The organism is Nonomuraea sp. NPDC049486 (genome assembly GCF_040676925.1).
GTDB lineage: Bacteria > Actinomycetota > Actinomycetes > Streptosporangiales > Streptosporangiaceae > Nonomuraea > Nonomuraea ferruginea.
Map to the genome: position 1 here is coordinate 1 of NZ_JBFAPV010000022.1, position 26,614 is coordinate 26,614.

A 26,614-nucleotide genomic window follows, 5' to 3' on the forward strand; every position below is an offset into this window, starting at 1 on the left:
TCCGAACCCGGAAGTTAAGCTTCTCTGCGCCGATGGTACTGCACTCGGGAGGGTGTGGGAGAGTAGGTCACCGCCGGACAATTTTCATATGGGAAGGGCCCCGACAGTTTCTGTCGGGGCCTTTCCTTGTTCATGACGGCTTCGAGGCTTCGGTCTCGGGGGCTTTTCTTGTGGGTGAGCCCTGAGGCTACGGCCTCGGGCCTTTTTTGTTTATGGGGGTTTCGAGACTTCGACCCTCGGGGCTTTTCTTGTGGTGAGCCCTGAGGCTATGGCTTCGGGACTTTTCTTGTTTTTTGGGGCCTCGGCGTGATCGCCGAGGCCCTTTGTGTTTGTTGATGACAGCCTGTCAAGGAGGCGGAATGAGGCGAGATCGAGCGTTTCGGTCCGATCCACCGTCGGGGGGTTGTGAGTAAAGGGGTCGCGGTGGTCAGTAGGGTTGAGGGGTGGACTTTCGTGCGGTTGAACGCGCGATCTTGGAGCGCGGCGTCGAGTGGGATTTCGAGCCGACGCTCGACAGGATCGCGGCCCTTCTGGACCTGCTCGGCTCGCCTCAGCGGGCCTACCAGGTCATACACATCGCCGGCACGAACGGCAAGACCAGCACGGCGAGGTTGATCGAGAGCCTGCTGCGGGAGCGCAACCTCCGGGTGGGCCGTTTCACGAGCCCGCACCTGTCGTCGATGCGCGAGCGGATCACCGTCGACGGCGAGCCGCTCAGCGAGGAGCGCTTCGCCCAGGTCTATGAGGAGATCGAGCCCTTCGTAGAGCTGACCGACGCGCAGGGCGGGCGGCGCATCCAGTTCTTCGAGCTGCTGACCGCCATGGCGTTCGCGGCGTTCGCCGACACGCCGGTCGACGTGGCCGTGGTCGAGGCGGGCATGGGCGGCTCCTGGGATGCGACGAACGTCGCCGACGGCACGGTGGCGGTCGTGACGCCGATCTCGCTCGACCACACCGACAGGCTCGGCCCCGACATCCCGAGCATCTCCCAGGAGAAGGCCGGCATCATCAAGCCGGGCGCCACCGCCGTGTTCGCGCAGCAGGAGCTGGCCGCGGCCGAGGTGCTGATGCGGCGGGCCGCCGACGTGGGGGCGGTGGTGGCGCGCGAGGGCCTGGAGTTCGGGGTGCTCGGCCGTGAGGTCGCCATCGGCGGGCAGCTGATCACCTTCCGCGGGCTCAAGGGCGTGTACGACGACGTCTACCTGCCCCTCTACGGCGCCTACCAGGCGAGCAACGCCGCCTGCGCGCTGGCCGCGGTCGAGGCGCTGACCGGTGGCGACGACCCCCTCGACGTCGAGCTGGTGCGTGCGGCGTTCGCGCAGGCGTCCTCGCCGGGAAGGCTGGAGGTGGTGCGGCGCAACCCCACGGTGGTGCTGGACGCCGCGCACAACCCGGGCGGCATGCAGGCGACGCTCGACGCGATGCACGAGGCGTTCGACTTCCCCAAGGTCGTCGGGGTCGTGGCGGTCATGGCCGACAAGGACGTCGAAGGGCTGCTGGAGCTGCTGGAGCCGATGGTCGCCGAGGTCGTCGTCACCCGTAACTCGTCGCCGCGCTCGATGCCGGCCGCCGAGCTCGGGGCGCTGGCGGAGTCCGTCTTCGGCGAGGAGCGCGTGCACGTCACCGAGCGTCTCGACGACGCCATCGACCAGGCCATCGGCATCGCCGACGCGGATGGCGAGTTCGCCGGCACCGGCGTGCTGATCACCGGGTCGGTGGTCACGGTGGGTGACGCGCGGGTCCTGCTGAAGGCGGAGGGTGCGTGATGGGTTTGCTCGGCTTCCAGGTGACTCCTGGCATGCGGCGGCTGGGCGCGAGTGTGCTCGGCATGGAGGCGATCGTGGTGGGCCTCGCCACGCCGGTGATGATCACCATCGGCGGGATCACGCCCGCGCTGGCGGTGACCACCGGCATCGGCCTGGCCGTGTTCTGCGTCATCGCCACCGGGCTGCTCAAGCGGCCCATCGGTTACGTTCTCGGCAGCGTGGCGCAGGTGCTGGCGATCGCCATGGGGTTCCTCGTGCCGGCGATGTTCTTCCTCGGGACGATCTTCGCCGCGCTCTGGGTCACCGCGATTATCGTCGCTCGCCGTGTCGAGGGCGTGACTTCCCGCTAAAGTCGGGCGTCATGGCCGTCCCCCCGATTCATCGGTCCCCAGAGGCCGAGCCGCACGCAGGTCCGGCGCCGGTGCTCGACGCCGTGCTCGGTCTGCTCATCGTGGCCGCGCTGCCGCTGGCGATCGTCGCCATCCCTAATACCGTGTCCGTCGTCGCCGAGCTGCTGCCCGCCGGCATCGACCGGGTCGGGCTCATGCGCGCCCACGGGCTCGCCCTGCCGGCGATGATGCTGGCCGTGCCGCTCGCGGTCATGGCGTTGCGCCGGGTCAAGGCCGCCCACCTGCTCGTCGCGGGGCTGGCGCTGCTGGCCGTCGCCGACGCGGCCGGCGGCTACGCGGACTCGGCCTTCGTGGTCGGCGTGCTGCGGGTCGCCCACGGTGTCGGCGCCGGGCTGCTCGTGCCCGCCACGCTGGTCGCCGTGTGGGACCGGCCGCGGTGGCTGCGCGGCCTGTGGGCCGGCACGCTGGCCCTCAGCCTGCTCGGTGCCCAGGCGCTCGCGCTCTGGCCGCTCGCCGGAGCGACGGAGTGGCGGGTCACGCTGCAGCCCTATCCGCTGCTCAGCGGCATCGCGCTGGCGCTCGCCGCCGTGTATCTCATGCTCTGGCTGCTGCGCGGGCGGCCGTCCACGCCGGGCCCGCGGCCCGAGGATCGCAGCCGCGTCCTGCTCGCGATCGTGCCCGCCGCCGTGGTGGCGGCCGTGGCCATCGGCGCCGCGAGCCAGGACTGGCACGGCGGGCTGATGATCACACTGGCGGCGCTCGCCATGGTGGGACTGCTCGCCCTGGCCTCCATCGGCGCCCGGGAGAGCCGTACGCTCGCGTACACCATGGTGGCGGTCGGCGTCGTGCTGCTGCCCAGCATCGCCCAGGTGACGTATGTGGAGATGGGCGGCATGGGCGGGCCGGGGCTGAAGGGGCTGTGGGTTCCGTTCTGCGTCGCGGGCGTCCTGGGGGTGGTGGCGGCGGTCGCGGTGCGCGTGTCGGCCGCGTCCAGCCAGTGGCTTACGCAGCTCGGCCTGCTCGCCATGGTCGCCGGGCTGTGCTCGGTGCGCGTGCTGGTGCCCTCGGCGGAGGGGCTGGTGCTGGTCGTGCCGTTCACGCTGCTCGCGGTCGGCGCGTCCGTGGCGCTGACGGCGGCGCTCGCCGACGTGGGGGCGGGGGCGGCCATGTTCGGCCTGGCGCTCTGCTTCCCCGGCGTGCTGGCCGGCTACCTTCTGGGCACCGGGATGCAGAAGACGTTGCTCGACCAGAGTTCGAGGCAGGAGTTCGTCGACAGCTACGTCGGTGTTCTGCATCTTTGGGCGCTGGTCGGGGGGTTCCTGGCCGTGGCCGTGATCGTCCTGGTGTCCGTCATGTCGCGCCGGGCGCCGGCGGCGGACGGCGGGGCCGGTGCGGCGATCCGTACGACGCCGGCGGAGGACGGGCAGGCGGGCGGGGGCGGTGAGATGCCGCCGGTGCCGCCGCCCGCGCAGTCGCCCGAGGGCGGGGCCTGAGCCGCCGGGAAACGAGGTGACCGGCGTGGGGCGGTAAGCTGTGCCGCAGCTTCGCGATGGCCTGTGCGGCGGAGCATCCCGGGCCAGGCCGTGCTCGTAGCCCGCATCCGCGACCCAGTTCGAAGGAGAACCCGAAGTGTCCGAGCGCACTCTTGTCCTGATCAAGCCCGATGGGGTGAAGCGCGGCCTGATCGGTGACGTGATCGCCCGCATGGAGCGCAAGGGCCTCAAGGTCGTGGCGATGGACCTGCGCACCCTCGACGTCGAGACCGCCAAGGCCCACTACGCCGAGCACTCCGAGAGGCCGTTCTTCGGCGAGCTCGTCGAGTTCATCACCTCCGGGCCGCTGGTGGCGCTGGTGGCCGAGGGTCACCGGGCCGTCGAGGCGTTCCGCTCGCTGGCGGGGCTCACCGACCCGGTGAAGTCGCCTCCCGGCACGATCCGCGGCGACCACGCCCTGGAGATCGGCGAGAACGTCGTCCACGGCTCCGACTCGCCCGAGTCGGCCGCGCGGGAGATCAAGATCTTCTTCCCCGACCGGTTCTGAGGTCCACGGTTCGCCCGAGTGCCCGCAGGCTCTGAAGCCTCGCGGGCATTCGTCGTTTACGGGGCCTACCCGAGGACGCGGGTGGTAGCGCGCAATCCGGGCAAAATCGCGGTGCGCGCAGGGACTTGAGATTTTTGTGGGGCGCACGGGCTCAGTGTGCGGACAGGTGGGTACGTCACGTTACGATTCGAATTCAGTCCGTAGTCATAGCGGCATTGGATTCGGTCGTGAGTCCTTAGTCCTTTGCGAACGTCACGGGAAGGCTCCGTTCCCCATGGGTAGCAAGCTCGCCTTTCTCGGCCGTGACATGGCGGTCGACCTCGGTACCGCCAACACGCTGGTGTACGTGCGCGGCCGCGGCATCGTGCTCAGCGAGCCGTCGGTCGTCGCCATCAACACCGCCACGGAGAAGATCGTCGCCGTGGGCATCGAGGCCAAACGCATGATCGGCCGTACGCCCGGCAACATCGTGGCGGTCCGCCCGCTCAAGGACGGGGTGATCGCGGACTTCGAGGTCACCGAGCGGATGTTGCGATATTTCCTCCAACGCGCGCATAAACGCCGCCATCTCTCCAAACCGCGCATCATCATCGCGGTGCCCAGCGGCATCACCGGCGTCGAGCAGCGGGCCGTCAAGGAGGCGGGCTACCAGGCCGGGGCGCGCAAGGTCTACATCGTCGAGGAGCCGATGGCGGCGGCGATCGGGGCCGGGCTGCCGGTGCACGAGCCCACCGGCAACATGGTCGTCGACATCGGCGGCGGCACCACCGAGGTGGCGATCATCTCCATGGGCGGCGTGGTCACCAGCAAGTCCATCAGAGTCGGCGGCGACGAGCTGGACCAGGCGGTGATCACGTACGTCAAGAAGGAGTTCTCGCTCATGCTCGGCGAGCGCACCGCCGAGGAGATCAAGATGACGATCGGCTCGGCCTGGGCCGACGGCGAGGAGGCGCACGCCGAGGTGCGCGGCCGTGACCTGGTCAGCGGCATGCCGAAGACGATCATCGTGTCGGCCGAGGAGATCCGCAAGGCCATCGAGGAGCCGGTCAACGCCATCGCCGACGCGGTCAGGTCGACTCTCGACCTGTGCCCGCCGGAGCTGTCCGGCGACCTGATGGACCGGGGGCTGGCCCTGACCGGCGGCGGCGCGCTGCTCAAGGGACTGGACGAACGGCTCAGGCAGGAAACGGGCATGCCCGTACACCTGGTGGAGAACGCCCTCGACTCGGTCGCGCTGGGCACCGGCCGGTGCGTGGAGGACTTCGAGGCGCTGCAGCAGGTCCTGGTTCCGGAGTCGCGGCGCTGATGAGGGACTCGCGCCAGGCACGGCTGATCCTGGGAACTCTTCTGGCGGCGGCGCTGGTCATCCTGACCGTCGACCACAGGGCGGGGGAGAGCTCGCCGCTGGAGCCGCTGCGCGCGGCCGGCTCGTGGGTGTTCGGTACGGCCGAGCAGGCGGGGGCGACGGTGTTCGGGCCGGTCACCGGATTCGTCGAGGCCCTCGCCGGGGCTCCCGCCGCCCAGGAGAGCATCGCCAGGCTCCGCCGCGAGAACGCGCGGCTCCGTGCCGACCTGGCCGCCGGCAAGGTCGACACCATGCGGTCCGCGGAGCTGAAACGGATGCTCGGGCTGGCCTCGCTCGGCGGCTACAAGGTGGTGCCGGCCAACGTGATCGCCAGGCGCGGCCAGCCCGGGTTCGAGGAGGCGGTCGAGCTCGACGCCGGCACCGACGACGGCGTCCGTGCCGACATGACCGTGATCAACGGCGACGGGCTGGTCGGCCGGGTCGTGCACGCGAGCCCGCGCACGTCGAGCGTGGTGCTGCTCAGCGATCCCGCCTCGGCGGCCGGCGCCCGCCTGGAGCAGGGCCGGGAGATCGGCGTGGTGCACGGCGTGGGAGAACACGGCCGGCTGCTGCGCTTCCAGCTTCTCGACGCGACGGCGCCCGTGCTGCGGGGCTCGCGCCTGGTCAGCTTCGGCTCGCACCGGGGCGCGCCGTACGTGCCGGGGGTGCCGATCGGGGTGGTCGAGCGGGTGGAGCCGGCGTCGGGCGAGCTGACGAGGACCGCGTACGCGCGCCCGTACGCGGACATGACCGCGCTGGACGTGGTCGGCGTGGTGGTGCAGCCGCCCGCGCGCGACCCGAGAGACGCGGTGCTGCCGCGGAGGGAGGGGACGCGATGACGGCTGTCGTGGCCGTGGTGGTGGCGCTGCTGGTGCAGTTCGTCCTGGTGAACCGGCTGCGCCTGCCGGCCGGGGGAGCGCCCGACCTGGTGCTGCTGGCGGTCGTGGGGGCCGCCCTGGCGCGCGGGCCCGCCGCCGGGGCGGTGCTCGGGTTCGGGGCTGGGCTGCTCGTCGATCTCGCGCCGCCGACGGCGCACGTGGCGGGGCTGTACGCGTTCGTGTTCGCGCTGGTGGGCTATCTGGCCGGGCGGGGCGTGGGCAACAAGGTCGTCACCGTCGTGCTGTGCGTGCTGCTCGCGCCGCTGCTGGCCGCGGCCGTGAGCGGGCTGCTGTCCGACCCGCGGGTCACGGTCTCGACGCTCACCCAGCAGGTCCCGGTGACCGTGGCCTGCACGCTCATCGTCGCCCCCGTGGTGGTCTGGCTGGCTTCGCGTGGCGCGCGGGAGAGGCACATGCTGTGAACCGCATGCGGACCCGGCTGCTCGTGGTGCAGGTGCTCGTGCTGGTGCTGCTCGCGGCGCTCGCCGTGCGGCTCTGGCAGGTGCAGGTCGTACGCGGCCCCGAGTTCGTCAACCGGGCGACCGAGACCCGCACCAGGACCGTCATCGTGCCCGCGGTGCGCGGGCAGATCCTCGACTCCTCGGGCCGCCCGCTGGTGCGCAACAAGTCCCGGCTGGTCGTCTCGGTCGACCGCAACAGGCTGGTGCGGATGCGCGACAGCGGGGTCAAGGTGCTGGGCAAGCTGTCGGAGGTGCTCAGCCGGCCCGTCTCGCAGTTGCAGAGGCGGATCACGCCCTGCGGTCCCGACGTGCCCAAGCCGTGCTGGACCGGCTCCCCGTACCAACCCGTGCCGCTCGACGAGAAGGTCGACACCCGCGAGGCGCTGCAGATCCTGGAGCAGCAGGAGAAGTTCCCCGCGGTGTCGGCGGAGATCCAGGCCATCAGGGAGTATCCCCTGGGTGAGGCCGGGGCGCAGATGTTCGGCTATCTGTCCCCGGTGACCGAGGCCGAGCTGGAGAAGCGGGTCGGGCTGAAGGCCACCTTCTCGGGCGTCGACCTGGCCGGGCGCGATGGTCTGGAGTACTTCTACGACGAGGAGCTGCGGGGCAAGGCCGGCATCCGCAGGGTGCAGGTCGACCGGATGGGCAAGCCGCTCGGGGTGGAGAAGGAGGTGCCGTCCGTCGCCGGCCACCACCTGGTAACCAGCATCGACGCGCGCATCCAGGCGGTCACCGAGCGGGCGCTGCAGAAGGCGATGAAGTCCGCGCCGGCCGCCGACGGGGGCGCGGCGGTGGTGCTCGACGCGCGCACCTCGCGGGTGCTCGCGATGTCCAGCGCGCCCGGTTACAACCCGTCCGTGTGGGCGGGCGGCATCTCCGCGCGCACCTACCGCCACCTGCTGTCGGAGAAGTCCGGCAAGCCGCTGACGTCGCGGGCGATCAACGGCCAGTTCGCGCCCGGCTCGACGTTCAAGGTGTCGTCCGTGGCCTCGATGCTGCGGGCCGGATACCCGCTCGACGGCCAGTACAGCTGCCCCGGCTCCGTCATGATCGGCGACCGTGCCTTCAACGGCTTCCGCGGCATCCCGCTCGGCACGCTCACCCTCCACACGGCGCTGGTGAAGTCGTGCGACACGATCTTCTACAAGGCCGCGTACGACCAGTACCTGAAGGACGGCGGGCGGACGCCGAAGAAGCACGTCGCCGAGGTGTTCGCCAACACCGCCAGGAAGTTCGGGTTCGGCGCGCCCACCGGTGTCGACCTGCCGGGCGAGTCGCACGGGCGCATCCCCGACCGCCGCTGGAAGAAGGAGAGCTGGGCGCTGACCAGCGGCGAGAACTGCAAGCGGGCGCAGACCGGCTATCCCGAGGTCAAGGACGGCGCCAGGGCGGCGTTCCTCAAGCGGCTGGCGCATGAGAACTGCGCCGAGGGGTTCATCCTGCGGCCGGGCGACTCGGCCAACTTCAGCATCGGTCAGGGGGACGTGCTGGTGACGCCGCTGCAGCTGGCTCGCGCGTACGCGGCGCTCGCCACCGACGGCAAGGTGCGCAGCCCGCGGATCGGCTGGGCGATGGTGCGGCCGGACGGGAAGGTGGTCAAGACCATTCCCGTGCCTGTCGTCGGCAGGCTCCCGGTGACGGAGAAGGAACGGCGCTACATCAAGAACGCGCTCAGCCAGGTCCCCTCCGACGGCACCGCGGCCGGGGCCTTCGCCGGTTTCCCCATGGACCAGGTGGCGATCGGCGGCAAGACGGGCACGGCGGAGGTGTGGGGCAAGCAGGACACCTCCTGGTTCGCCTCGTTCGCGCCGACCCGTAACCCGCGGTTCGTCGTGGTCGTCATGGTCTCCCAGGGCGGGTTCGGCGCGGAGACCGCCGCTCCCGCCGCCCGTGAGATCTACGAGGGGATCTTCGGCATCAAACGGCCGGCCGCGGTGCGGGATGGCAAGCCGGTGTCGGAGCTGCCGACGTTCCGGCCCGACGGGACGGTGGTGCCAGGATGACCGGTGGTGCGCTGGCGGCGGGGCGGCGGCCGTTCACCCGCAGGGTGTTCGGGCCGGAGTCGGCGGTGTGGCGGCTGGACGTGGTGATGCTGGTCGCCGTGGCCGCGCTGCTGGTCCTCGGCTCCCTGCTCGTCTGGTCGTCCACGCGGACGTGGGCGCCCGGCTCCACAGGGCTGCTGTGGAAGCACCTGTTGAACCAGGTGATCGGGGTGGCGCTGTGCCTCGCGGTCGCGATGACCGACTACCGGGCGGTGCGGGCGTATGCGCCGGTGGTCTACCTGGTCTCGCTCGTCGGGCTGGGGCTCGTGCTGACTCCTCTGGGCGCGACCATCAACGGGTCCCACTCGTGGATCCTGCTCGGCGGCGGATTCGCGGTGCAGCCGTCGGAGTTCGCCAAGGTCGGCCTGGTGCTGATCACGTCCATGCTGCTGGCCCAGCCGGTCGAGGGCACCGACCGGCCGCGCGGCCTGGACGTGCTGCTGGCGCTGGTGGCCGCCGGGATCACGCTGGTGCTGGTGATGCTCCAGCCCGACCTCGGCACCGCGCTCGTGCTGGCCGCCGTCACGGCCTCCGCCATGATCATCTCTGGGGTGCGCAAGCGGCTGATCGCCCTGTTCACGCTCATCGGCGCCGCCGGGATCTTCTGCGTCTTCTTCTTCGACGTGCTGGAGCCCTACCAGGTGGCCCGGTTCACCGCGTTCGTCGATCCGAGCGTCGACCCGCGGGGCGTCGGCTACAACAGCACCCAGTCGCTGATCGCGATCGGCTCCGGGCAGCTGTTCGGCAAGGGGCTGCTCGGGGGCGGGCAGACCACCGGCCGGTTCGTGCCGGAGCAGCACACCGACTTCATCTTCACCGTGGCGGGCGAGGAGTTCGGCTTCCTCGGCTCGGTCACCCTGGTGGCGCTGCTCGGCCTGGTGCTGCTGCGCGGGCTGTGGATCGCGCGGCACTGCAAGGACCGGTTCGGCACGCTGATGGCGGGCACGATCGTGTGCTGGTTCACCTTCCAGATGTTCGTGAACGTCGGCATGACCATCGGCATCATGCCCATCACCGGGCTGCCGCTGCCGTTCGTCTCCTACGGCGGCACCTCGACCTTCGCCAACCTCATCGGGGTCGGGTTGCTGCAGGCCGTCCACGTGAGGCAGCGTGCGTTCGGCTGAACGGCCAGGCGCCGCTACCCTGGGTCGTATGACTGCGGAGTCGATTTTCCCTCGCCTGGAACCGCTGCTGCCCAAGGTGCAGAAGCCGATCCAGTACGTCGGGGGTGAGCTCAACTCGACGGTCAAGGAGTGGGACTCCGCCGACGTGCGCTGGGCGCTGATGTACCCCGACGCCTACGAGGTGGGGCTGCCCAACCAGGGCGTGGCCATCCTGTACGAGATCCTCAACGAGCTGCCCGCGACCCTGGCCGAGCGCACCTACGCGGTCTGGCCGGATCTCGAGGCGCTCATGCGGGCCGAGGGCGTGCCGCAGTTCACGGTCGACGCCCACCGGCCGGTGCGCGCGTTCGACGTGTTCGGCGTCTCCTTCTCGACCGAGCTCGGCTACACCAACATGCTGACCGCGCTCGACCTGGCCGGGATCCCGCTGGTGGCCGCCGAGCGCGGCGACGACGACCCGATCGTGCTCGCGGGCGGCCACGCAGCCTTCAACCCCGAGCCGATCGCCGACTTCCTCGACGCGGCCGTGCTCGGCGACGGCGAGCAGATCGCGATCGCCATCACCGAGGTCATCCGCGAGTGGAAGGACGAGGGCAGGCCCGGCGGGCGCGACGAGCTGCTCATGCGGCTGGCCGAGTCCGGCGGCGTCTACGTGCCCAGGTTCTACGACGTCGACTACCACCCCGACGGCCGCATCAAGCGGGTCGCGCCCAACCGTCCCGACGTGCCGTGGCGGGTCCACAAGCACACCGTCATGGACCTCGACGAGTGGCCCTACCCGAAGAAGCCGCTGGTGCCGCTGGCCGAGACCGTGCACGAACGCTTCAGCGTGGAGATCTTCCGCGGCTGCACCCGCGGCTGCCGGTTCTGCCAGGCGGGCATGATCACCCGTCCGGTGCGGGAGCGGTCGATCACCACGGTCGGCGCCATGGTGAAGCAGGGCATCGAGGAGTCCGGCTTCAACGAGGTCGGGCTGCTGTCGCTGTCGTCCGCCGACCACAGCGAGATCGGCGACCTGGCCAAGGACCTGGCCGACCGCTACGAAGGCACCAACACCTCGCTGTCGCTGCCCTCGACCCGGGTCGACGCGTTCAACATCGACCTGGCCAACGAGTTCTCCCGCAACGGGCGGCGCTCCGGCCTCACCTTCGCCCCCGAGGGCGGCTCCGAGCGCATGCGCAAGGTGATCAACAAGATGGTCACCGAAGAGGACCTCATCCGCACCGTCACCGCCGCCTACTCCCAGGGCTGGCGGCAGGTGAAGCTCTACTTCATGTGCGGGCTGCCCACCGAGACCGACGAGGACGTGCTCGGCATCGCCGACCTGGCCAAGAAGGTCATCAAGGCGGGCCGCGAGGCCACCGGGTCGCGCGACATCCGCTGCACCGTCTCCATCGGCGGCTTCGTGCCCAAGCCGCACACCCCGTTCCAGTGGGCGGGCCAGGCCGACCACGAGACCGTCGACCGGCGGCTCAAGGCGCTGCGCGACTCGCTGCGCCGCGACAAGGAGTACGGCCGGGCCATCGGCTACCGCTACCACGACGGCAAGCCGTCCATCGTGGAGGGCCTGCTGTCGCGCGGCGACCGCCGGGTCGGCGCCGTCATCCGCGCGGTCTGGGAAGACGGCGGCCGCTTCGACGGCTGGAGCGAGCACTTCTCCTACGAACGATGGATGGCCGCCGCCGAGCGGGCCGGCGTCGACGTCGACTGGTACACCACGCGCGAGCGCGAGGAGAACGAGGTCCTGCCGTGGGACCACCTCGACGCCGGGCTCGACCGCGAGTGGCTCTGGCAGGACTGGCAGGACGCCGTCTCGGGCGGCGAGGTCGAAGACTGCCGCTGGACCCCGTGCTACGACTGCGGCGTCTGCCCCACCATGGGCACCGAGATTCAGATCGGTCCGACGGGCCGCAAACTCCTTCCGCTCACGGTCGTCTGACGACGCGCCGGGTGCGCGGCCGGTGTCTCGCCGTACATGATCCTGTACACGCGGGTGCCCGGGCGGCTTATCCTGAGAGAAGAAACTCTTACAAGGGAAGGACGACAAGGCACTGAAACCTGTTCCCGACGGGCCACCGCCCGCGCCCACGGTGCAGCGCCTGCGTGTGCGCTACGCCAAGCGCGGACGCCTGCGCTTCACCAGCCACCGCGACATCTCGCGGGCCGTCGAGCGTGCGGTCCGTCGTGCCGGTATTCCGGTGGCCTACAGTGCGGGCTTCTCGCCACATCCGAAGATCTCCTACGCGGGAGCAGCGCCGACCGGCGTTGCCAGCGAAGCCGAATACCTCGAGATCGGCGTCACCACGCCGTGCGATCCCCGGCAGGTCAAGACCGACCTCGACGGATCGCTGCCGCCGGGCCTTGACGTGCTCGACGTCGTCGAGGCCGGCCCCGGCGCGCTGGCCGACCGCCTGGAGGTCTCCGAGTGGGAGGTGCGGCTGCCCGGCGCCGACCGCGAGCACGCCGAAGAGGCGGTGCAGAAGTTCCTCGCGGCCGGCCACGTGGAGGTCGAGCGCCTCACCAAGAAGGGGCCGCGGCGCTTCGACGCGCGCGAGGCCGTGCTGAGGCTCACGGTGCCGGAGGGAACAGGGAGAACAGCAGCTCAGGTGCCCGGACAGTCGTGTGTCATACTGCGCATGGTTGTTCGGCACATGACTCCTGCCGTTCGACCCGACGATGTGCTCACAGGGCTGCGCCTTGTGGCCGACTTCGCGCCGCCGGTCCCCCCCGAGGTGACCAGGCTGGCGCAGGGGCCACTCGACGCCGGCACCGGTGCACTTGCCGACCCGCTCGACCTGGACCGCGATACGACGCGCGGCGGCGAGGCGGGACCGGCGGGTGAGCACGTCGCCGGTTAAGGGGAGCGCCCCATGGGGTGTGACCGGCAGACAGGACTTGGCGCCACGCCTCCGGGTGTGGCGGACAACGAGACACGATGCTCCTGCGCGGCGCGGCGACGCGCCCGGGGGCTGACGGGAGAGCGCCCGCATGCTCGACGAGAACGAGCCCAACGCCGGGGCCAATGGCCCTGACGGGGAGACAACAGAACAGTCCCAGGTGACCAGGCGCCGCGGCGCGGCCAAGAGGCCGGCGGGGCCCCCGCCGGAGATCCCTGAGGAGAAGCCCTCCGCCCCGGTCACCGTCCCGGCCGCCCAGGCCGCGCCGTCGGTGACCGAAGGGCGGCCGCTGCCCAGTGTGGCGGCGCAACGCGCGGCCGGAGAGCCCGGCGAGGTCGTCGCCGCGCCGGCTCCGGTGAGCCCGGCCGAGGAGGCGGCGGCCGCCGCCGTCGAGGAGGCCAAGCCCAAGCGCACCACGCGGACCCGGTCGACGGCCACGACGACCCGGCGCCGCAAGAAGACCGCCGACGAGGCGGAGACCGGCGCGTCCGGCGTCCCCGAGACCCCGGACGCGGCCGTCGGCGCCCCCGACGCCCAGGTGCCTGCCAACGGCGCTGAGGCGGCCCGTGGCGAGGCGGTCGCGGCCTCCGGCACCGAGACCCCTGGCGTGGCTGAGCTGAGCGGGGCCGCGGTCTCCGGCGCCGGTGCGCCGGGCGAGGCCGCCGAGCCGGAAGCGCCCGCGAAGCGGCGCCGATCCCGTAAGAAGGCCGAGCCGGAGATCGAGGCCGGAGAGCCCGCTGCGACGGGCGCTGACCGCGCGGGCACCGCTACGGCGGGTGCCGACCGTGCGGGCACCGCTACGGCGGGTGCCGACCGTGCGGGTGCCGCTGCGGCGGGCGCTGAGCGCGCGGGTGCCGACCGTGCGGGCGCTGCTCGTACGGGTGAGGTCCGTGACGACGCTGCCCGGGCGGGTGGTGCCGGGGTCGGGTCCGCTGAGTCGCGCGTCGAGCCGGGTGTGGCCGCGCAGGTGGCCGCGGGGGCCGGGGAGGCCGCGGCCGAGCGTGACGGGTCCGCCGACGAGCAGGAGGAGATTCTCGAGATCCTGCCCGAGGACGAGCCGCTCGACGACGAGCCCGCCGGGGAGGACCTCGACGAGGACGACATCAAGGTCAACCTGCTGGCCGACCCGTTCGGGCTGGCCGCCCGCAGGCGGGACGAGGCCGGAGGTTCCGCCTTCCGGCGCCCGGCGGCCATCTTCGCGCCGCTGTTCCAGGCGCCCGACCCCACGCAGGCGCAGCCCGTACGGCCGGTGGAGCCGGAGCCCGAGCCTGAGGTGGAGGCGCACGACGAGAGCGCCGAGGTCACCGCCGAGGACGACACCGACATCGACACCGACGGCGACGCCGACACCTCCGACGACCAGGAGGAGACCGGTGGCCGGCGCCGTCGCCGCAGGCGCGGCGGGCGCGGGCGCGGCAAGTCACGCGAGCGTGACGAGAACGACGAGGGCGACGACTCCGACGACTCCGACGAGGAGGGTCAGGAGGAGGCGTCCGAGGAGTCCCAGGACGAGTCCGGCTCCAGCTCGCGCCGTCGCCGTCGCCGTCGCCGCCGCGGCGCTGACGACGACACGGCCGACACGACGCCCGACGACCCGCCGAACACGGTGGTGCGCATCCGCGCCCCGCGCTCCGGCCGGGCGGCCGCCCACGACACCTCCGCCGACGGCGTGCAGAGCGTGCGCGGCTCGACCCGCCTGGAAGCCAAGAAGCAGCGCCGGCGCGAGGGCCGCGAGCTGGGCCGCCGGCGTCCGCCGATCATCACCGAGTCGGAGTTCCTGGCCCGCCGTGAGTCCGTCGACCGGATGATGGTGGTGCGCCGCCAGGGCGACCGCACGCAGATCGCGGTGCTGGAGGACGGCATCCTCGTCGAGCACTACGTCAACCGCGAGGCCAGCCAGTCCTACGTCGGCAACGTCTACCTCGGCAAGGTGCAGAACGTGCTGCCGTCGATGGAGGCCGCGTTCGTCGACGTCGGCAAGGGGCGCAACGCCGTCCTGTACGCGGGCGAGGTCAACTTCGACACCGCCGGCCTGGAGGGGCAGCCCAAGCGGATCGAGTCCGCGCTGAAGTCCGGCCAGTCGGTGCTGGTGCAGGTCACCAAGGACCCGATCGGCCACAAGGGCGCCCGGCTGACCTCGCAGATCAGCCTGCCCGGCCGCTACCTGGTGTACGTGCCCGACGGGTCGATGACCGGCATCAGCCGCAAGCTCCCCGACAAGGAGCGCACCCGGCTCAAGAGCATCCTGAAGAAGGTCATGCCGGAGAACGCCGGCGTGATCGTCCGTACGGCCGCCGAGGGCGCCTCGGAGGAGGAGCTGGCCCGCGACGTCGCCCGCCTGTCGGCGCAGTGGGAGAACATCCGCAAGAAGGCCAAGTCGGCCAGCCCGCCCGAGCTGCTCTCGGCCGAGCCCGACCTGACCATCCGGGTGGTGCGCGACGTCTTCAACGAGGACTTCAGCTCGCTGGTCGTGCAGGGCGAGGACGCCTGGGAGACGGTCGACGAGTACGTCAAGTACGTCGCGCCGCACCTGGCCGAGCGGCTGACGAAGTGGGACGGCGGCCAGGGCGACGTGTTCGAGTCGTACCGGATCGACGAGCAGCTCGCCAAGGCGATGGAGCGCAAGGTGTGGCTGCCGAGCGGCGGCTCGCTGGTGATCGACCGGACCGAGGCGATGACCGTCGTCGACGTCAACACCGGCAAGTTCACCGGCCAGGGCGGCAACCTCGAGGAGACCGTCACCCGCAACAACCTGGAGGCGGCCGAGGAGATCGTGCGCCAGCTCCGGCTGCGCGACATCGGCGGCATCATCGTCATCGACTTCATCGACATGGTGCTGGAGTCCAACCGCGACCTGGTGCTGCGGCGCATGCTGGAGTGCCTGGCCCGCGACCGGACCAAGCACCAGGTGGCCGAGGTGACCTCGCTGGGGCTGGTCCAGATGACCCGTAAGCGGGTCGGTCAGGGCCTGCTGGAGGCGTTCTCGACGCCGTGCGACTGCTGCAACGGGCGTGGCCTGATCGTCTCCACGGAGCCGGTCGAGAGCAAGCCGGAGCCGCGCGGCACGCAGGGCAAGATGGCGGTCGAGAAGGCGGTCTCCGACAAGATGGGCGACAAGGTCTCCGCGGCCAAGGACACGGGGAACCGTGATACGGTGACCGGTGCGCTTGACGATGTCCCGCATGAGGACGACCACGGCGGCCAGTCTTCCGGCAGGGGGCGGCGACGTTCCCGCCGAGCCAAGTCCGCCGAGTGACCGTTTGGCGGGCGATCCGATGAATCGTCCGGTTCGCCAGGGGCACGGATCATCCGGTACCCTAGTGGATCGGTGCGCTAGGTGGCGTGCCCTGTTGGCGCGCCCCTCGGTTCGTCGGTTTCGGACGAGCCGGAGGTCGGGCGCAGCATTCGGAGGCAGCGGTCGTCCCGCTCGGGGCGCCGGTGTATCGACAACAGCTAGTCAGTAGAAGGGTTCCGCGGTGTACGCGATCGTTCGTTGCGGCGGCAGGCAGCAGAAGGTCTCCGTCGGTGACGTCCTCGAGGTGGACAAGGTCGCCGGCGAGGTCGGCTCTTCGGTTTCGCTGCCGACGGTGCTCGTCGTCAACGACGGCGATGTGACCACGGAGGCGGGCCGGTTCACGGTCAACGCCGAGATCCTCGGTGAGACCAAGGGTCCGAAGATCCGCATTCTCAAGTACAAGAACAAGACCGGTTACAAGAAGCGCCAGGGTCACCGTCAGCGGTACACCCAGGTGAAGATCACCGGTATCGACCAGGCCTGATCGGGAGTTTGAGAGATGGCACACAAGAAGGGCGCGTCGTCCACCCGCAACGGCCGCGACTCCAACGCTCAGCGCCTGGGCGTCAAGCGCTTCGGCGGCCAGCTGGTCAACGCCGGCGAGATCATCGTCCGCCAGCGCGGCACCCACTTCCACCCGGGTGACAACGTCGGCCGTGGCGGCGACGACACCCTGTTCGCGCTGACCGCCGGTCACGTCCAGTTCGGCACCAAGCGCGGTCGCCGCGCCGTGAGCATCGTCCCCGTCGCGGAGTAAATCTCCGTCGCGAGGGGTTGAGACAAGGGGTGGATCGCCTGCCGATCCACCCCTTGTCCCGTTGTACGACTCCTTCCGTGGAAGGGCCGGTTTTGCGGCCGGTCCCGTGTGGAGGGCTCGGTCGTACGGCCGGATCCTCGTACGGGGGAGCGGCCGATCGGCGGGGCACCTCTGCGGAGCCCGTTCGTCTGAGGGGGCGGAGGTACCCGTTTCCTGAGGGTGCTCGGCTGGATGTGATGGTGTGCCCGTACGCGGGCCTATGGAGGAGAAGAGCTGAATGCCGGACTTCGTGGACCAGGTGATCCTGCATGTCAGGGCCGGTGACGGGGGGAACGGCTGCGCCTCCATCCACCGGGAGAAGTTCAAGCCGCTCGGCGGCCCCGACGGCGGCAACGGCGGGCGGGGCGGGGACGTCATCCTGGAGGTCGACCCCAACACCGCCACCCTGCTCGACTACCACCGCCGCCCGCACCGCAAGGCCGGCAACGGCAAGCAGGGGCAGGGCTCCAACCGCGACGGCGCCAACGGGGGCGACGTGGTGCTGCCGGTGCCCAACGGCACCGTGGTCAAGGACGCGGCGACCGGTGAGGTGCTCATCGACCTGGTCGGCGCCGGCACCCGTTACGTGATCGCCGGCGGCGGCCACGGCGGCCTCGGCAACGCCGCGCTGGCCAGCACCAAGCGGAAGGCGCCCGGGTTCGCGCTGCTGGGCGAGCCGGGTGACGCGCTGGACGTGATGCTGGAGCTGAAGAGCGTCGCCGACGTGGCGCTGGTCGGTTTCCCCAGCGCGGGCAAGTCGTCGCTGATCGCCGCCCTCAGCGCGGCCAAGCCGAAGATCGCCGACTACCCGTTCACCACCCTGATCCCCAACCTGGGCGTGGTCACCGCGGGCGACAACGTGTTCACCGTGGCCGACGTGCCCGGCCTGATCCCCGGTGCGTCCGAGGGCAAGGGTCTCGGCCACGAGTTCCTGCGCCACGTCGAGCGGTGCGACATGCTCGTGCACGTCATCGACTGCGCCACCATGGAGCCGGGCCGCGACCCCGTCACCGACTACGAGGTGATCGAGGCGGAGCTGCACGCCTACGGCAAGCTGGAGGACCGGCCGCGCATGGTCGTGCTCAACAAGGCCGACGTGCCCGACGCCCGTGACCTGGCCGACCTCGTACGGCCCGAGTTCGAGGAGCGCGGGCTGCGGGTGTTCACCGTGTCGGCGGCGGCCCACGAAGGGCTGCGCGAGCTCACGTACGCGATGGGCGAGTGGGTGGCCGCCGCCCGCGCCGCCAAGCCCGTCGAGGAGCCGACCAGGCTCGTCATCAGGCCCAAGCAGCTCGGCGAGGCCGGGTTCAAGGTGCGCAAGGTCAACGACGACCTGTTCCAGGTGACCGGCGAGAAGCCGGAGCGGTGGATCAGGCAGACCGACTTCAGCAACGACGAGGCCGTCGGCTACCTGGCCGACCGGCTGGAGCGGCTCGGCGTCGAGGAGGAGCTCGCCAAGGCCGGCGCCACCGCCGGGGTCGAGGTGGTGATCGGGCCGATGGAGGGCGGTTACATCTTCGACTGGCAGCCGACGCTCAACGCCGAGGCGGTCCGCCAGGGGCCGCGCGGCACCGACAGCCGCCTCGGATAAACCGTTTGGCGGGCTCGGATAGGGTTTGGACGTGCGGGAACAGATCGGTTCAGCGTCGAAGGTCGTCGTCAAGATCGGCTCGTCGTCGCTCACGACCCCCCAGGGCATGATCGACGTCGACCGGGTCGACGCGCTCGTCGACGTGCTCGCCGCGCGCCGCCGGGCCGGCACGCAGCTCGTGCTGGTGTCGTCGGGCGCCATCGCGGCGGGCCTGGGCCCGCTCGGGCTGCCCGCGCGACCGCGTGACCTGGCCACGCAGCAGGCGGCGGCGTCCGTCGGGCAGGGCGTGCTGGTCGCCCGCTACACCTCCTCCTTCGCCCGGTACGGGCTGCGCGTCGGCCAGGTGCTGCTGACCGCCGACGACATGATGCGGCGCACCCACCACGTCAACGCCCAGCGCACCCTCGACCGGCTGCTGGAGCTCGACATCGTGCCCATCGTCAACGAGAACGACACCGTCGCCACCGACGAGATCCGCTTCGGCGACAACGACCGGCTGGCCGCGCTGGTCAGCCATCTCATCCGGGCCGACGCGCTGATCCTGCTGTCCGACGTCGACGCGCTCTACGACGGCCCGCCGAGCCGGCCGGGCGCGCGGCGGCTGGCGGAGATCCGCGGGCCCGAGGACCTGGTCGGCGTCCAGCTCGGCAAGGGCGGCGCCGTCGGCACCGGCGGCATGATCACCAAGGTGCAGGCGGCCAGGATCGCCACCGGCGCGGGCGTGCCGGTCGTGCTGACCGCCGCCGCCCACGCCGCGCACGCGCTGGCCGGAGACGACGTCGGCACCTTCTTCCATCCCCAGGGCCGCCATCCGGGCACGCGCCTGCTGTGGCTGGCCCACGCCACCACCGGGCGCGGCCGGCTCCACCTCGACGCCGGCGCGGTCGAGGCCGTCGTCACCCGGCGCAAGTCCCTGCTGCCGGCCGGGGTGACCTCCGTCGAGGGCGAGTTCGCCGCCGGCGACCCGGTCGACCTGTGCGGACCGCGCGGCCGCGTGGTGGCACGCGGCCTGGTCAACTTCGACGCGATGGAGATCCCAGGCCTCCTCGGCCGCTCCACCCGCGACCTGGCCACCGAACTCGGCCCAGAGTACGAACGCGAACTGATCCACCGAGACGACATCGTCATACTGGAACCCCAAAGCTGACCGGAATACTGGAGTCCCAAGGCCGACCGAGACACAAAGTCCCAAGGCTGACTGGATAACAGATTCCCACGGCTGACGCACCAAGGGGCACGTCCGGTTTTGCGAAGGGCTCGCCTCGCTCTGGACTGAGGAACGCAGGGAGCGAAGCGACCGGAGTGACGAGGGAAGAGCGAGGCTTGAGGAGCCCTTCGCCGCGGAGCGCAGCGGAGCAATCAAACGGAGAGCAAATAAGCATGAACACAGAGTTCCTGAAGGTCGCCCACGCGGCACGAGAGGCCGCCGCCGAGCTGGCCCCGCTGCCGCGGGCGCCCAAGGACCGGGCCCTGCGCGCCGTCGCCGACGCCCTGGTGGCGCATGCCGCCGAGATCGTCGAGGCCAACGCCGCGGACGTGGAGCAGGCCAGGGCGCAGGGCACCGCCGAGGCCATGATCGACCGGCTGCGGCTCGACGAGGGCCGGGTGGCCGCCATCGCCGAGGCCGTGCGCCAGGTGGCCGACCTGCCCGACCCGGTGGGCGAGGTGGTGCGCGGCTCCACCCTGCCCAACGGGCTGGAGCTGCGTCAGCTCAGGGTGCCGCTCGGTGTCATCGGCATCATCTACGAGGGCCGCCCCAACGTCACCGTCGACGCCGCCGCGCTCTGTCTCAAGAGCGGCAACGCGGTGCTGCTGCGCGGCTCCTCCAGCGCCTACAGCTCCAACACCGCCCTGGTGAAGGTGATGCAGGAGGCGCTGGCCGCCACCGAGGTGCCGTCCGGGGCCGTGCAGCTCGTGCCGGGCCTCACCCGCGACTCGGTCAAGACGCTGATGCGCGCCCGCGGGCTGGTCGACGTGCTCATCCCGCGCGGCGGCGCGTCGCTGATCAACTCGGTCGTGGAGGAGTCCAGCGTCCCGGTCATCGAGACCGGCACGGGCAACTGCCACGTGTACGTCGACGCGGGCGCCGACCTCGACCTGGCCGTGGAGATCCTGGTCAACGCCAAGGCGCAGCGGCCGTCGGTGTGCAACGCGGCCGAGACGTTCCTGGTGCACGCCGACGCGGCCGACGCGTTCGTGCCCCGGGCGCTGGAAGCGCTGAAGGCGGCCGGGGTGACCGTCCACGGCGACGCGCGCGTGGCCCGCTACGGCGACGACGTGGTGCCGGCCACCGAGGACGACTTCACCGCCGAGTACCTCTCGCTCGACATCGCGGCGGCGGTCGTCGACTCGCTGGAGGACGCGGTGGCCCACATCCGGCGTTACGGGTCCGGCCACACCGACGCCATCGTCACCCGGTCCCAGCAGGCGGCCCGGCGCTTCGTGTCGCTGGTCGACTCGGCCGCGGTGGCGGTCAACGCCTCGACGCGGTTCACCGACGGCGGGGAGTTCGGGTTCGGCGCCGAGATCGGCATCTCCACGCAGAAGCTGCACGCGCGCGGGCCGATGGGCCTGCCCGAGCTGACCTCCACCAAGTGGGTCTACACCGGCGAGGGCCAGCTGCGCACCGCGGAGGGCACGGTCATCGCCAAGTCAGGACAGTGACGTGATCGGGTCGCGGGCGGCGTGTCGGCGCCCGCGGCCCCGCGCGCGCCTCCTTGACTGGGCGCATGGAGATCGTCATCGCCCTCGCGTTCGCGGCCGCCGTGCTGTTCGGCGCCGACCGGCTGATGCTCTGGCTGGAGAGCCACGGTCACGTCAACTGGCGCAGGAAGGGGCGCAGGGATCTCGGGCGCGAGCCCAGGGCCGAGCTCGACAAGCTGCTGTCGTGATCGGAGTCGGCAGATAGAAGTTTCGGCGTGCCTCAGGCGTCCACACCTTTCACAGCGCTAGGGTTGTGTCCCTTATGGGCGCGCCGAGCGGGGAGGGACGGTGAGCAAGCTCGGCAAGGTCGGGCCGTACACCCTGCTCGAGAGGCTCGGCCGGGGTGGCATGGGCGAGGTCTACCTCGCCAGCGCCCGCCGTGGCGAGCGCGTCGCGGTCAAGGTCCTGCACGACCTGACCGAGAACGACGCCGCACGCATCCGGCTCGAACGCGAGGTCCGGGCACTGCGCCGGGTCGAGAGCCCCTATGTCGCGCGCGTGCTCGACGCCGACCTTTCCTGCGACCGCCCCTACCTGGTGATGGAGCACATCGAGGGTGTCACCCTGCTGGAGCGGGTGCGCCAGGACGGGGCCCTCGACCTGGCGGAGCTGGTACGGCTCGCGCAGGGCATCGCCGCGGCCCTGGCCATCATCCACGCCGCCGGGGTGGTGCACCGCGACCTCAAGCCGGCCAACATCATCATGGGCGCCGGCGGGCCGGTGCTCATCGACTTCGGCATCGCCCAGGTGCACGACGCCACCCGGCTCACCCTGACCGGCACCTTCCTCGGCACTCCCGGCTACACCGCCCCGGAGATCTTCGCCGACGAGCAGGTGGACTCGCCCGCCGACGTGCACGCGTGGGCGGCGACGGTGGCGTTCGCGGCGACGGGGCGGCCCGCGTTCGGGCGGGGGACCGCCGAGGCGCAGATGTACGCGGTGCTCAACGGGCAGGCGGACCTCAAGGGCGTGCCGGTGGAGCTGCTGCCGCTGGTGCGGGCGGCGCTCAACCGGGAGCCGCGCAAGCGGCCCACCGCCGCGTTGCTGGCCGACCGGCTGGCCCGGCTGGTCAAGGCGAGCGGTCTCGACGACCCGGACGCCGGCGCCGGTGAGCCGGGGGACGCCTCGCGCCCCGGGGGCAACGTCCCGTCGCCCCGCGGCCGTGGCTCCGAGCCGGCGGCTCGGGGGCGTTCCGGAGAGGTGCCCGCGCCGCGCGGGCGTTCAGGCGACAGCGTGCCGCCTCGGTCCCGCACAGGTGAAGGGGCGGCGTCGCGTGCTGAGGGAGGACGCGGGCGTTCGGGAGACAGCGTGCCGCCGCGGTCGCGTGCGGGTGAGGTGGCCGCGCGTGCGGAGGGGGTGCGCGGGCGTTCGGCTGACAGTGCGCCGTCGCGGTCTCGTACGGGTGAGGCGGCTGCGCGTGCCGACGGGGCGCGGGGGCGTGCCGGAGAGGTGCCCGCGCCGCGCGGACGCGCCGCGGACGAGGGGACGGGCCGGGGCCGGGCCGACGGGGCCGCCGGGCGTGGGCGGGCTGACGGCGCCGCGGGACGGGGGAAGAGCGACGGGGCCGCAGGGCGCGGGCGGGCCGACGGCGCTGTGGGGCATGGGAAGACCGACGGGGCCACCGGACGTGGGCGGGCTGACGGGGCCGCGGGGCGCGGCAAGAGCGACGGGACGACCGGGCGCGGGCGGGGAGAGGCTGTCGCCGCGACGGGGGCCGCGGCCGCCGGGACCGGAGGGCGGGGCAGGGCCGGTGACGGCGCCGGGCGGCGGGCCGTGGAGACGGCCGCGGGGCGCGGGCGGAGCGGCGAGGGCGCCGTGCGGGCCAGGGCGCAGACGGCGGCGCGGACCCGCACGAGGACGCAGAGCGTGGCCAAGGGCGTCAAGAGCAGGGCCGAAGGGGCCACCACGCTGCCTGCCGGGAACACGGCGCTGCTGCTGCTCGCCATCCTGGCCGTGCCGTGCGTGGTGGCGTCGGTGATGTGGCCGATCGCCTCCATCGGCATCACGGCCGTGTTCGTGGTGCTGACCAGGGCGCTGTGGATGAGCCACTGGATGGTGCGCAACCACGCCGAAGGGTGGCTGCGGGCCACCATGAGGGCGGTGACGCTCCCGTTCGCGCTGTCTGGAGCGCTGGCCAGCGCCGCCGTCTGGCCGGGGGCGCCCGTGGCCGTCGCGGCCGGCGGAGCGCTGTGGATCACCGGCGGCGGTCACATCGACTCGACCTGGTGGCAGCAGCCCGCTCCGGTCACCGCCGCCGCCGTGGTGTTCGGCATGCTGTGCGGCGGCATCACCGGGCGCGAGATCGAGCGGGTCGGCGCCCGGCTGCCCGAGCTGCGCAGGGAAGGGCTGCGCGCACTGGCCGTGCTGGGCGGGTTCGTCGCCCTGTGCGCGGCTGCCGTGCGCGCGATCGCCCTGCTGCTGTGACGGTCAGCCGTCGCGGCGCGCGAACCGGTTGAAGATCCGCTCGCCGGCGTTGACCGCGCCCTCGGCCACGTCGCGGAGCACGCCGATGAACGGGTCCTGGGACTCCGACCAGGACCTGCGGTAGGACTCGGCGGCGGCCTTCACCTCTTCGCTGACGCGGGCGTTGGGGTCGTCCTCGCGGCGCGGGTAGTCGCCGCCGATGATGCGGTCGTACTCGCCGCTGCGCTGCCACTTGTCGAGCTCGGCCACGCGGACCACGGCGAACGGGTGGGTGGTGCCGAGCAGGTTGAGCACCTTGAGGAAGCCGTCGCGCAGGTCGCCGGCGGTGTCGTACTCGGCGTACTGCTCCAGGAACGCCTCGATGTTCATCTCGTGCGTGTAGTCGCCGCCGGCGAGCTTCATCAGCGCGCGCTTGGCGGCCTCCGGGTCCTGGCCGGTGAGCAGGCCGCCGCGGTCGGAGGACAGCTCCGACTTCCGGTACCACTCCTCCAGGCCGGCCACGATCGCGCGCAGGCCGATGTAGCCGAGCGGGATCCAGGCGACGCGGGCCGCGAGGCGGGTGAGGATGTCGAGCATCGTCCGGTAGACGGCGTGGCCCGACAGGATGTGGGACGTCTCGTGGCCGATGACGAAGCGCTGCTCCTCCTCGTTCATGAGGTTGAGCAGGCCGGTGGTCACGACGATGAACGGGTCGTCGAAGCCGATGGCCTTGGCCTGGACCTGCGGGTCCTGCTGGACGTAGATCTCCGGGATCCGGTGCAGGTCGAGGACGTAGGCGGCGTCACGGCCCATGTCGTAGAGGGAGCGGAACTGGGTCTCGCTCACCCGCACGGCAGAGGCGAGGTACATGAGGCGAAGGCGCCGCTCGCTGACTAGGCCGGACATCTGCTTGAGAACCGTGTCGAACCCGCTCAACTTGCGCAGAGCGACCAGAGCCGACCGGTCTGCGGGGTGTTCGTAGGCACGGGACGAGATGCCGGGCAGTTGGACGCGGCTGCGGTCCGGGGTGGTCGTCATGCCCGGCATGCTACGTCCGCGACGGGAGGTATGCGCGGCCATCGTGAAGGGGGGTGCCGTGATGTCTTGTGGAGGCTTCCGCGTAAGGTCCGTTTCATGATGAACGCGCCTGGTATGCAGGGGAAGCGACGCGTGGGAGTCATGGGCGGCACGTTCGACCCGATCCACCACGGGCACCTGGTCGCCGCCAGCGAGGCGGCCCATCATTTCGAGCTCGACGAGGTCGTGTTCGTGCCCACCGGCAGGCCGTACCAGAAGTCGGAGCGCGAGGTGTCCGCGCCCGAGGACCGTTACCTGATGACCGTCATCGCGACCGCGTCGAACCCGCGCTTCTCCGTCAGCAGGGTGGACATCGACCGCCCCGGGCCCACGTTCACCATCGACACCCTGCGCGACATCTCGGAGATCTACGGGCCGCAGGTTGAGCTGTTCTTCATCACCGGCGCCGACGCGCTCGGCGCCATCCTCGACTGGCAGAACGCCGACGAGCTCTTCCAACTGGCCCACTTCGTCGGCTGCACCAGGCCGGGGCACCACCTGCACGACCCCGGGCTGCCCGAGGGCAGGGTGACGCTGCTGGAGATCCCGGCGCTGGCCATCTCGTCGTCGGAGTGCAGGCAGCGCGTGGCCAAAGGGGAGCCGATCTGGTATCTCGTGCCCGACGGGATCGTCCAGTACATCAACAAGCGCGACCTCTACCGCTCGCACGAGTGAAGTAGTGCCGTACGTGGGGCAGGACGGCCGTAACGGGTACCCTCCATATAGGGCATGTTGCCGACTCAGGAGGTCCGACCCGCACCGTGACAGCATCTGACACCGCCGTCCAGCTCGTGCGCATCGCCGCCGAGGCCGCCGCCGACAAGCTGGCCGAAGACATCCTCGCCTACGACGTCAGCGAGCAGCTCGTCATCACCGACGCCTTCCTGCTCTGCTCCGCCACCAACGACCGCCAGGTCCGCGCCATCGTCGACGAGATCGAGGAGAGGCTGCGCACCGAGGCCGACGCCAAACCGGTGCGCCGCGAGGGCGAGCGCGAGGGCCGCTGGGTCCTCCTCGACTACATGGACATCGTCGTGCACGTCCAGCACGAGGAAGACCGCACCTTCTACGCCCTGGAGCGGCTGTGGAAGGACTGCCCGGCCATTTCCCTGCCGGAGAGCGTCATGCAGGCCAACATCCAAAGGGCCCGCACTTGAGCAGACGCATCGTCTGCCTCCGTCATGGGCAGACCCTGTGGAACGTCGAACACCGTTTCCAGGGCCATTCCGACATCCCGCTCGACGAGACCGGCCAGGCCCAGGCGGCCAGGGCGGCGTCCCTGCTCGCCTCGCTGCGGCCGACTCTCATCGTGTCCTCCGACCTCCAGCGGGCCAACGACACCGCCCTCGCCCTCGGCCGCGTCACCGGCATCGAGGTGGCCGTCGACAAGGACTTCCGCGAGCGGGGCGGCGGTGAGTGGGAGGGCCTGACCCGCCAGGAGATCGCCGAACGCTGGCCGCGCGAGTACGTCGCCTGGGAGGCCCCCGGCGGCGAGGCCGTGACCGACGTCGCCGTCCGGGTCGCCGCCGCCATGCGGCGCTGGGCGGCCAAGCTCGACGACGACGGGCTGCTCGTCGTGGCCTCCCACGGCGCGGCGCTGCGGCTCGGCATCTGCGAGCTGCTCAGGCTGCCGCTGGAGCTGTGGTCCGCCATCGGCGGGCTGGGCAACTGCTCGTGGTCCGTGCTCCACGAGGGGCGCAGCGGATGGCGCCTGCTGGAGCACAACGCCGGCACCCTCCCCGAGCCGATCAGCAGCGACGACAGCCCCGACGCCGAGGGGCGCCAACCGGCGTGAGCGGCCGCTCGCGTCACGCGGGCGGCCGTCTCTTTCGCCGTTCCTGGTACG

23 protein-coding genes and 1 rRNA gene are annotated in these 26,614 nt (G+C 71.5%); 23 read left to right on the forward strand and 1 reads right to left on the reverse strand.

All coding sequences use genetic code 11. The features are described 5' to 3' along the window. The 20 genes from rrf to AB0K05_RS40350 form a co-directional block, all read left to right on the forward strand. A 5S ribosomal RNA gene (rrf, locus tag AB0K05_RS40255) occupies nucleotides 1–79 on the forward strand; the annotation flags it as partial. A 364-nt stretch (nucleotides 80–443) separates the two neighbouring features. Next, on the forward strand, nucleotides 444–1,766 hold the full coding sequence (locus AB0K05_RS40260) for a folylpolyglutamate synthase/dihydrofolate synthase family protein (protein ID WP_271279042.1): 1,323 nt from the start codon (nucleotides 444–446) through the stop codon (nucleotides 1,764–1,766). After that, entirely contained in the window at nucleotides 1,766–2,116 is a 351-nt protein-coding gene (locus AB0K05_RS40265; protein ID WP_219552603.1) for a DUF4233 domain-containing protein, read from the forward strand. Before AB0K05_RS40260 ends, AB0K05_RS40265 begins: the two co-directional genes overlap by 1 nt. 11 nt (nucleotides 2,117–2,127) lie before the next feature. Next, nucleotides 2,128–3,609, forward strand: coding sequence for a hypothetical protein (locus AB0K05_RS40270; protein ID WP_364236552.1), 1,482 nt, complete (start codon nucleotides 2,128–2,130; stop codon nucleotides 3,607–3,609). A 136-nt stretch (nucleotides 3,610–3,745) separates the two neighbouring features. Beyond that, a complete protein-coding gene (ndk, locus tag AB0K05_RS40275) occupies nucleotides 3,746–4,156 on the forward strand; it encodes a nucleoside-diphosphate kinase (protein ID WP_148029969.1) in 411 nt (136 codons plus the stop codon). Nucleotides 4,157–4,430: 274 nt separating this feature from the next. Then, nucleotides 4,431–5,462 carry a rod shape-determining protein gene (locus AB0K05_RS40280; protein WP_219552595.1) on the forward strand — a complete coding sequence of 344 codons (1,032 nt, stop codon included), beginning with the start codon at nucleotides 4,431–4,433 and terminating at the stop codon, nucleotides 5,460–5,462. Then, nucleotides 5,462–6,340 carry a rod shape-determining protein MreC gene (mreC, locus tag AB0K05_RS40285; protein ID WP_364236556.1) on the forward strand — a complete coding sequence of 293 codons (879 nt, stop codon included), beginning with the start codon at nucleotides 5,462–5,464 and terminating at the stop codon, nucleotides 6,338–6,340. Before AB0K05_RS40280 ends, mreC begins: the two co-directional genes overlap by 1 nt. Beyond that, nucleotides 6,337–6,801: a rod shape-determining protein MreD gene (mreD, locus tag AB0K05_RS40290; RefSeq protein WP_148029972.1), complete on the forward strand. Its 465-nt coding sequence runs from the start codon at nucleotides 6,337–6,339 to the stop codon at nucleotides 6,799–6,801. Before mreC ends, mreD begins: the two co-directional genes overlap by 4 nt. A gap of 5 nt (nucleotides 6,802–6,806) precedes the next feature. Continuing rightward, a complete protein-coding gene (mrdA, locus tag AB0K05_RS40295) occupies nucleotides 6,807–8,843 on the forward strand; it encodes a penicillin-binding protein 2 (protein ID WP_364236643.1) in 2,037 nt (678 codons plus the stop codon). After that, nucleotides 8,840–10,006 carry a rod shape-determining protein RodA gene (gene rodA, locus AB0K05_RS40300; RefSeq protein WP_364236560.1) on the forward strand — a complete coding sequence of 389 codons (1,167 nt, stop codon included), beginning with the start codon at nucleotides 8,840–8,842 and terminating at the stop codon, nucleotides 10,004–10,006. The genes mrdA and rodA overlap by 4 nt, the downstream gene beginning before the upstream one ends. A 28-nt stretch (nucleotides 10,007–10,034) precedes the next feature. After that, nucleotides 10,035–11,945 (forward strand): TIGR03960 family B12-binding radical SAM protein, encoded by a 1,911-nt coding sequence (locus tag AB0K05_RS40305; RefSeq protein WP_364236563.1) that lies wholly within the window; start codon nucleotides 10,035–10,037, stop codon nucleotides 11,943–11,945. A 166-nt stretch (nucleotides 11,946–12,111) separates the two neighbouring features. Further along, entirely contained in the window at nucleotides 12,112–12,864 is a 753-nt protein-coding gene (locus tag AB0K05_RS40310; RefSeq protein ID WP_261808373.1) for a TIGR03936 family radical SAM-associated protein, read from the forward strand. A gap of 130 nt (nucleotides 12,865–12,994) precedes the next feature. Continuing rightward, a complete protein-coding gene (locus AB0K05_RS40315; protein ID WP_364236566.1) occupies nucleotides 12,995–16,159 on the forward strand; it encodes an Rne/Rng family ribonuclease in 3,165 nt (1,054 codons plus the stop codon). Nucleotides 16,160–16,379: 220 nt separating this feature from the next. Beyond that, a complete protein-coding gene (gene rplU / locus AB0K05_RS40320) occupies nucleotides 16,380–16,682 on the forward strand; it encodes a 50S ribosomal protein L21 (protein WP_148029977.1) in 303 nt (100 codons plus the stop codon). A 15-nt stretch (nucleotides 16,683–16,697) separates the two neighbouring features. Next, nucleotides 16,698–16,955, forward strand: coding sequence for a 50S ribosomal protein L27 (rpmA, locus tag AB0K05_RS40325; RefSeq protein ID WP_068925700.1), 258 nt, complete (start codon nucleotides 16,698–16,700; stop codon nucleotides 16,953–16,955). Nucleotides 16,956–17,232: 277 nt separating this feature from the next. Then, a complete protein-coding gene (gene obgE, locus AB0K05_RS40330) occupies nucleotides 17,233–18,585 on the forward strand; it encodes a GTPase ObgE (RefSeq protein WP_148029978.1) in 1,353 nt (450 codons plus the stop codon). A gap of 25 nt (nucleotides 18,586–18,610) precedes the next feature. Then, nucleotides 18,611–19,732, forward strand: a complete 1,122-nt coding sequence (gene proB, locus AB0K05_RS40335; RefSeq protein WP_148029979.1) for a glutamate 5-kinase — start codon at nucleotides 18,611–18,613, stop codon at nucleotides 19,730–19,732. Between the two features lie 233 nt (nucleotides 19,733–19,965). Continuing rightward, on the forward strand, nucleotides 19,966–21,249 hold the full coding sequence (locus tag AB0K05_RS40340) for a glutamate-5-semialdehyde dehydrogenase (protein ID WP_364236572.1): 1,284 nt from the start codon (nucleotides 19,966–19,968) through the stop codon (nucleotides 21,247–21,249). A 65-nt stretch (nucleotides 21,250–21,314) separates the two neighbouring features. Next, the gene (locus AB0K05_RS40345) at nucleotides 21,315–21,476 is read left to right on the forward strand and encodes a hypothetical protein (RefSeq protein WP_187281013.1); all 162 of its coding nucleotides are present in this window, start codon (nucleotides 21,315–21,317) and stop codon (nucleotides 21,474–21,476) included. Nucleotides 21,477–21,576: 100 nt separating this feature from the next. Further along, on the forward strand, nucleotides 21,577–23,712 hold the full coding sequence (locus AB0K05_RS40350; RefSeq protein WP_364236575.1) for a protein kinase: 2,136 nt from the start codon (nucleotides 21,577–21,579) through the stop codon (nucleotides 23,710–23,712). A 3-nt stretch (nucleotides 23,713–23,715) separates the two neighbouring features. Here AB0K05_RS40350 and AB0K05_RS40355 read toward each other — a convergent pair whose 3' ends face one another. Then, nucleotides 23,716–24,729, reverse strand: coding sequence for a M48 family metallopeptidase (locus tag AB0K05_RS40355; RefSeq protein WP_148029982.1), 1,014 nt, complete (start codon nucleotides 24,727–24,729; stop codon nucleotides 23,716–23,718). A gap of 96 nt (nucleotides 24,730–24,825) precedes the next feature. On the opposite strand from AB0K05_RS40355, the gene nadD reads away from it, so the two are divergent. The 3 genes from nadD to AB0K05_RS40370 all read left to right on the forward strand — a co-directional run bounded on the left by nadD (nucleotide 24,826) and on the right by AB0K05_RS40370 (nucleotide 26,563). Further along, nucleotides 24,826–25,443, forward strand: a complete 618-nt coding sequence (gene nadD, locus AB0K05_RS40360; RefSeq protein ID WP_148029983.1) for a nicotinate-nucleotide adenylyltransferase — start codon at nucleotides 24,826–24,828, stop codon at nucleotides 25,441–25,443. 86 nt (nucleotides 25,444–25,529) lie between these two features. Beyond that, entirely contained in the window at nucleotides 25,530–25,925 is a 396-nt protein-coding gene (gene rsfS, locus AB0K05_RS40365) for a ribosome silencing factor (RefSeq protein WP_148029984.1), read from the forward strand. Then, a complete protein-coding gene (locus AB0K05_RS40370; protein ID WP_148029985.1) occupies nucleotides 25,922–26,563 on the forward strand; it encodes a histidine phosphatase family protein in 642 nt (213 codons plus the stop codon). Before rsfS ends, AB0K05_RS40370 begins: the two co-directional genes overlap by 4 nt. The last annotated feature ends 51 nt before the right edge of the window (nucleotides 26,564–26,614 follow it).

Excerpts from the sequence above, each read along its gene's own strand:
- AB0K05_RS40265 (WP_219552603.1), top strand. The coding sequence starts at position 1,766 with ATGGGTTTGCTCGGCTTCCAGGTGACTCCTGGCATGCGGCGGCTGGGC.
- AB0K05_RS40270 (WP_364236552.1), top strand. The coding sequence starts at position 2,128 with ATGGCCGTCCCCCCGATTCATCGGTCCCCAGAGGCCGAGCCGCACGCA.
- AB0K05_RS40280 (WP_219552595.1), top strand. The coding sequence starts at position 4,431 with ATGGGTAGCAAGCTCGCCTTTCTCGGCCGTGACATGGCGGTCGACCTC.
- mreC (WP_364236556.1), top strand. The coding sequence starts at position 5,462 with ATGAGGGACTCGCGCCAGGCACGGCTGATCCTGGGAACTCTTCTGGCG.
- mreD (WP_148029972.1), top strand. The coding sequence starts at position 6,337 with ATGACGGCTGTCGTGGCCGTGGTGGTGGCGCTGCTGGTGCAGTTCGTC.
- mrdA (WP_364236643.1), top strand. The coding sequence starts at position 6,807 with ATGCGGACCCGGCTGCTCGTGGTGCAGGTGCTCGTGCTGGTGCTGCTC.
- rodA (WP_364236560.1), top strand. The coding sequence starts at position 8,840 with ATGACCGGTGGTGCGCTGGCGGCGGGGCGGCGGCCGTTCACCCGCAGG.
- AB0K05_RS40305 (WP_364236563.1), top strand. The coding sequence starts at position 10,035 with ATGACTGCGGAGTCGATTTTCCCTCGCCTGGAACCGCTGCTGCCCAAG.
- AB0K05_RS40315 (WP_364236566.1), top strand. The coding sequence starts at position 12,995 with ATGCTCGACGAGAACGAGCCCAACGCCGGGGCCAATGGCCCTGACGGG.
- rpmA (WP_068925700.1), top strand. The coding sequence starts at position 16,698 with ATGGCACACAAGAAGGGCGCGTCGTCCACCCGCAACGGCCGCGACTCC.
- obgE (WP_148029978.1), top strand. The coding sequence starts at position 17,233 with ATGCCGGACTTCGTGGACCAGGTGATCCTGCATGTCAGGGCCGGTGAC.
- AB0K05_RS40340 (WP_364236572.1), top strand. The coding sequence starts at position 19,966 with ATGAACACAGAGTTCCTGAAGGTCGCCCACGCGGCACGAGAGGCCGCC.
- AB0K05_RS40345 (WP_187281013.1), top strand. The coding sequence starts at position 21,315 with ATGGAGATCGTCATCGCCCTCGCGTTCGCGGCCGCCGTGCTGTTCGGC.
- AB0K05_RS40355 (WP_148029982.1), bottom strand. The coding sequence starts at position 24,729 with ATGACGACCACCCCGGACCGCAGCCGCGTCCAACTGCCCGGCATCTCG.
- nadD (WP_148029983.1), top strand. The coding sequence starts at position 24,826 with ATGATGAACGCGCCTGGTATGCAGGGGAAGCGACGCGTGGGAGTCATG.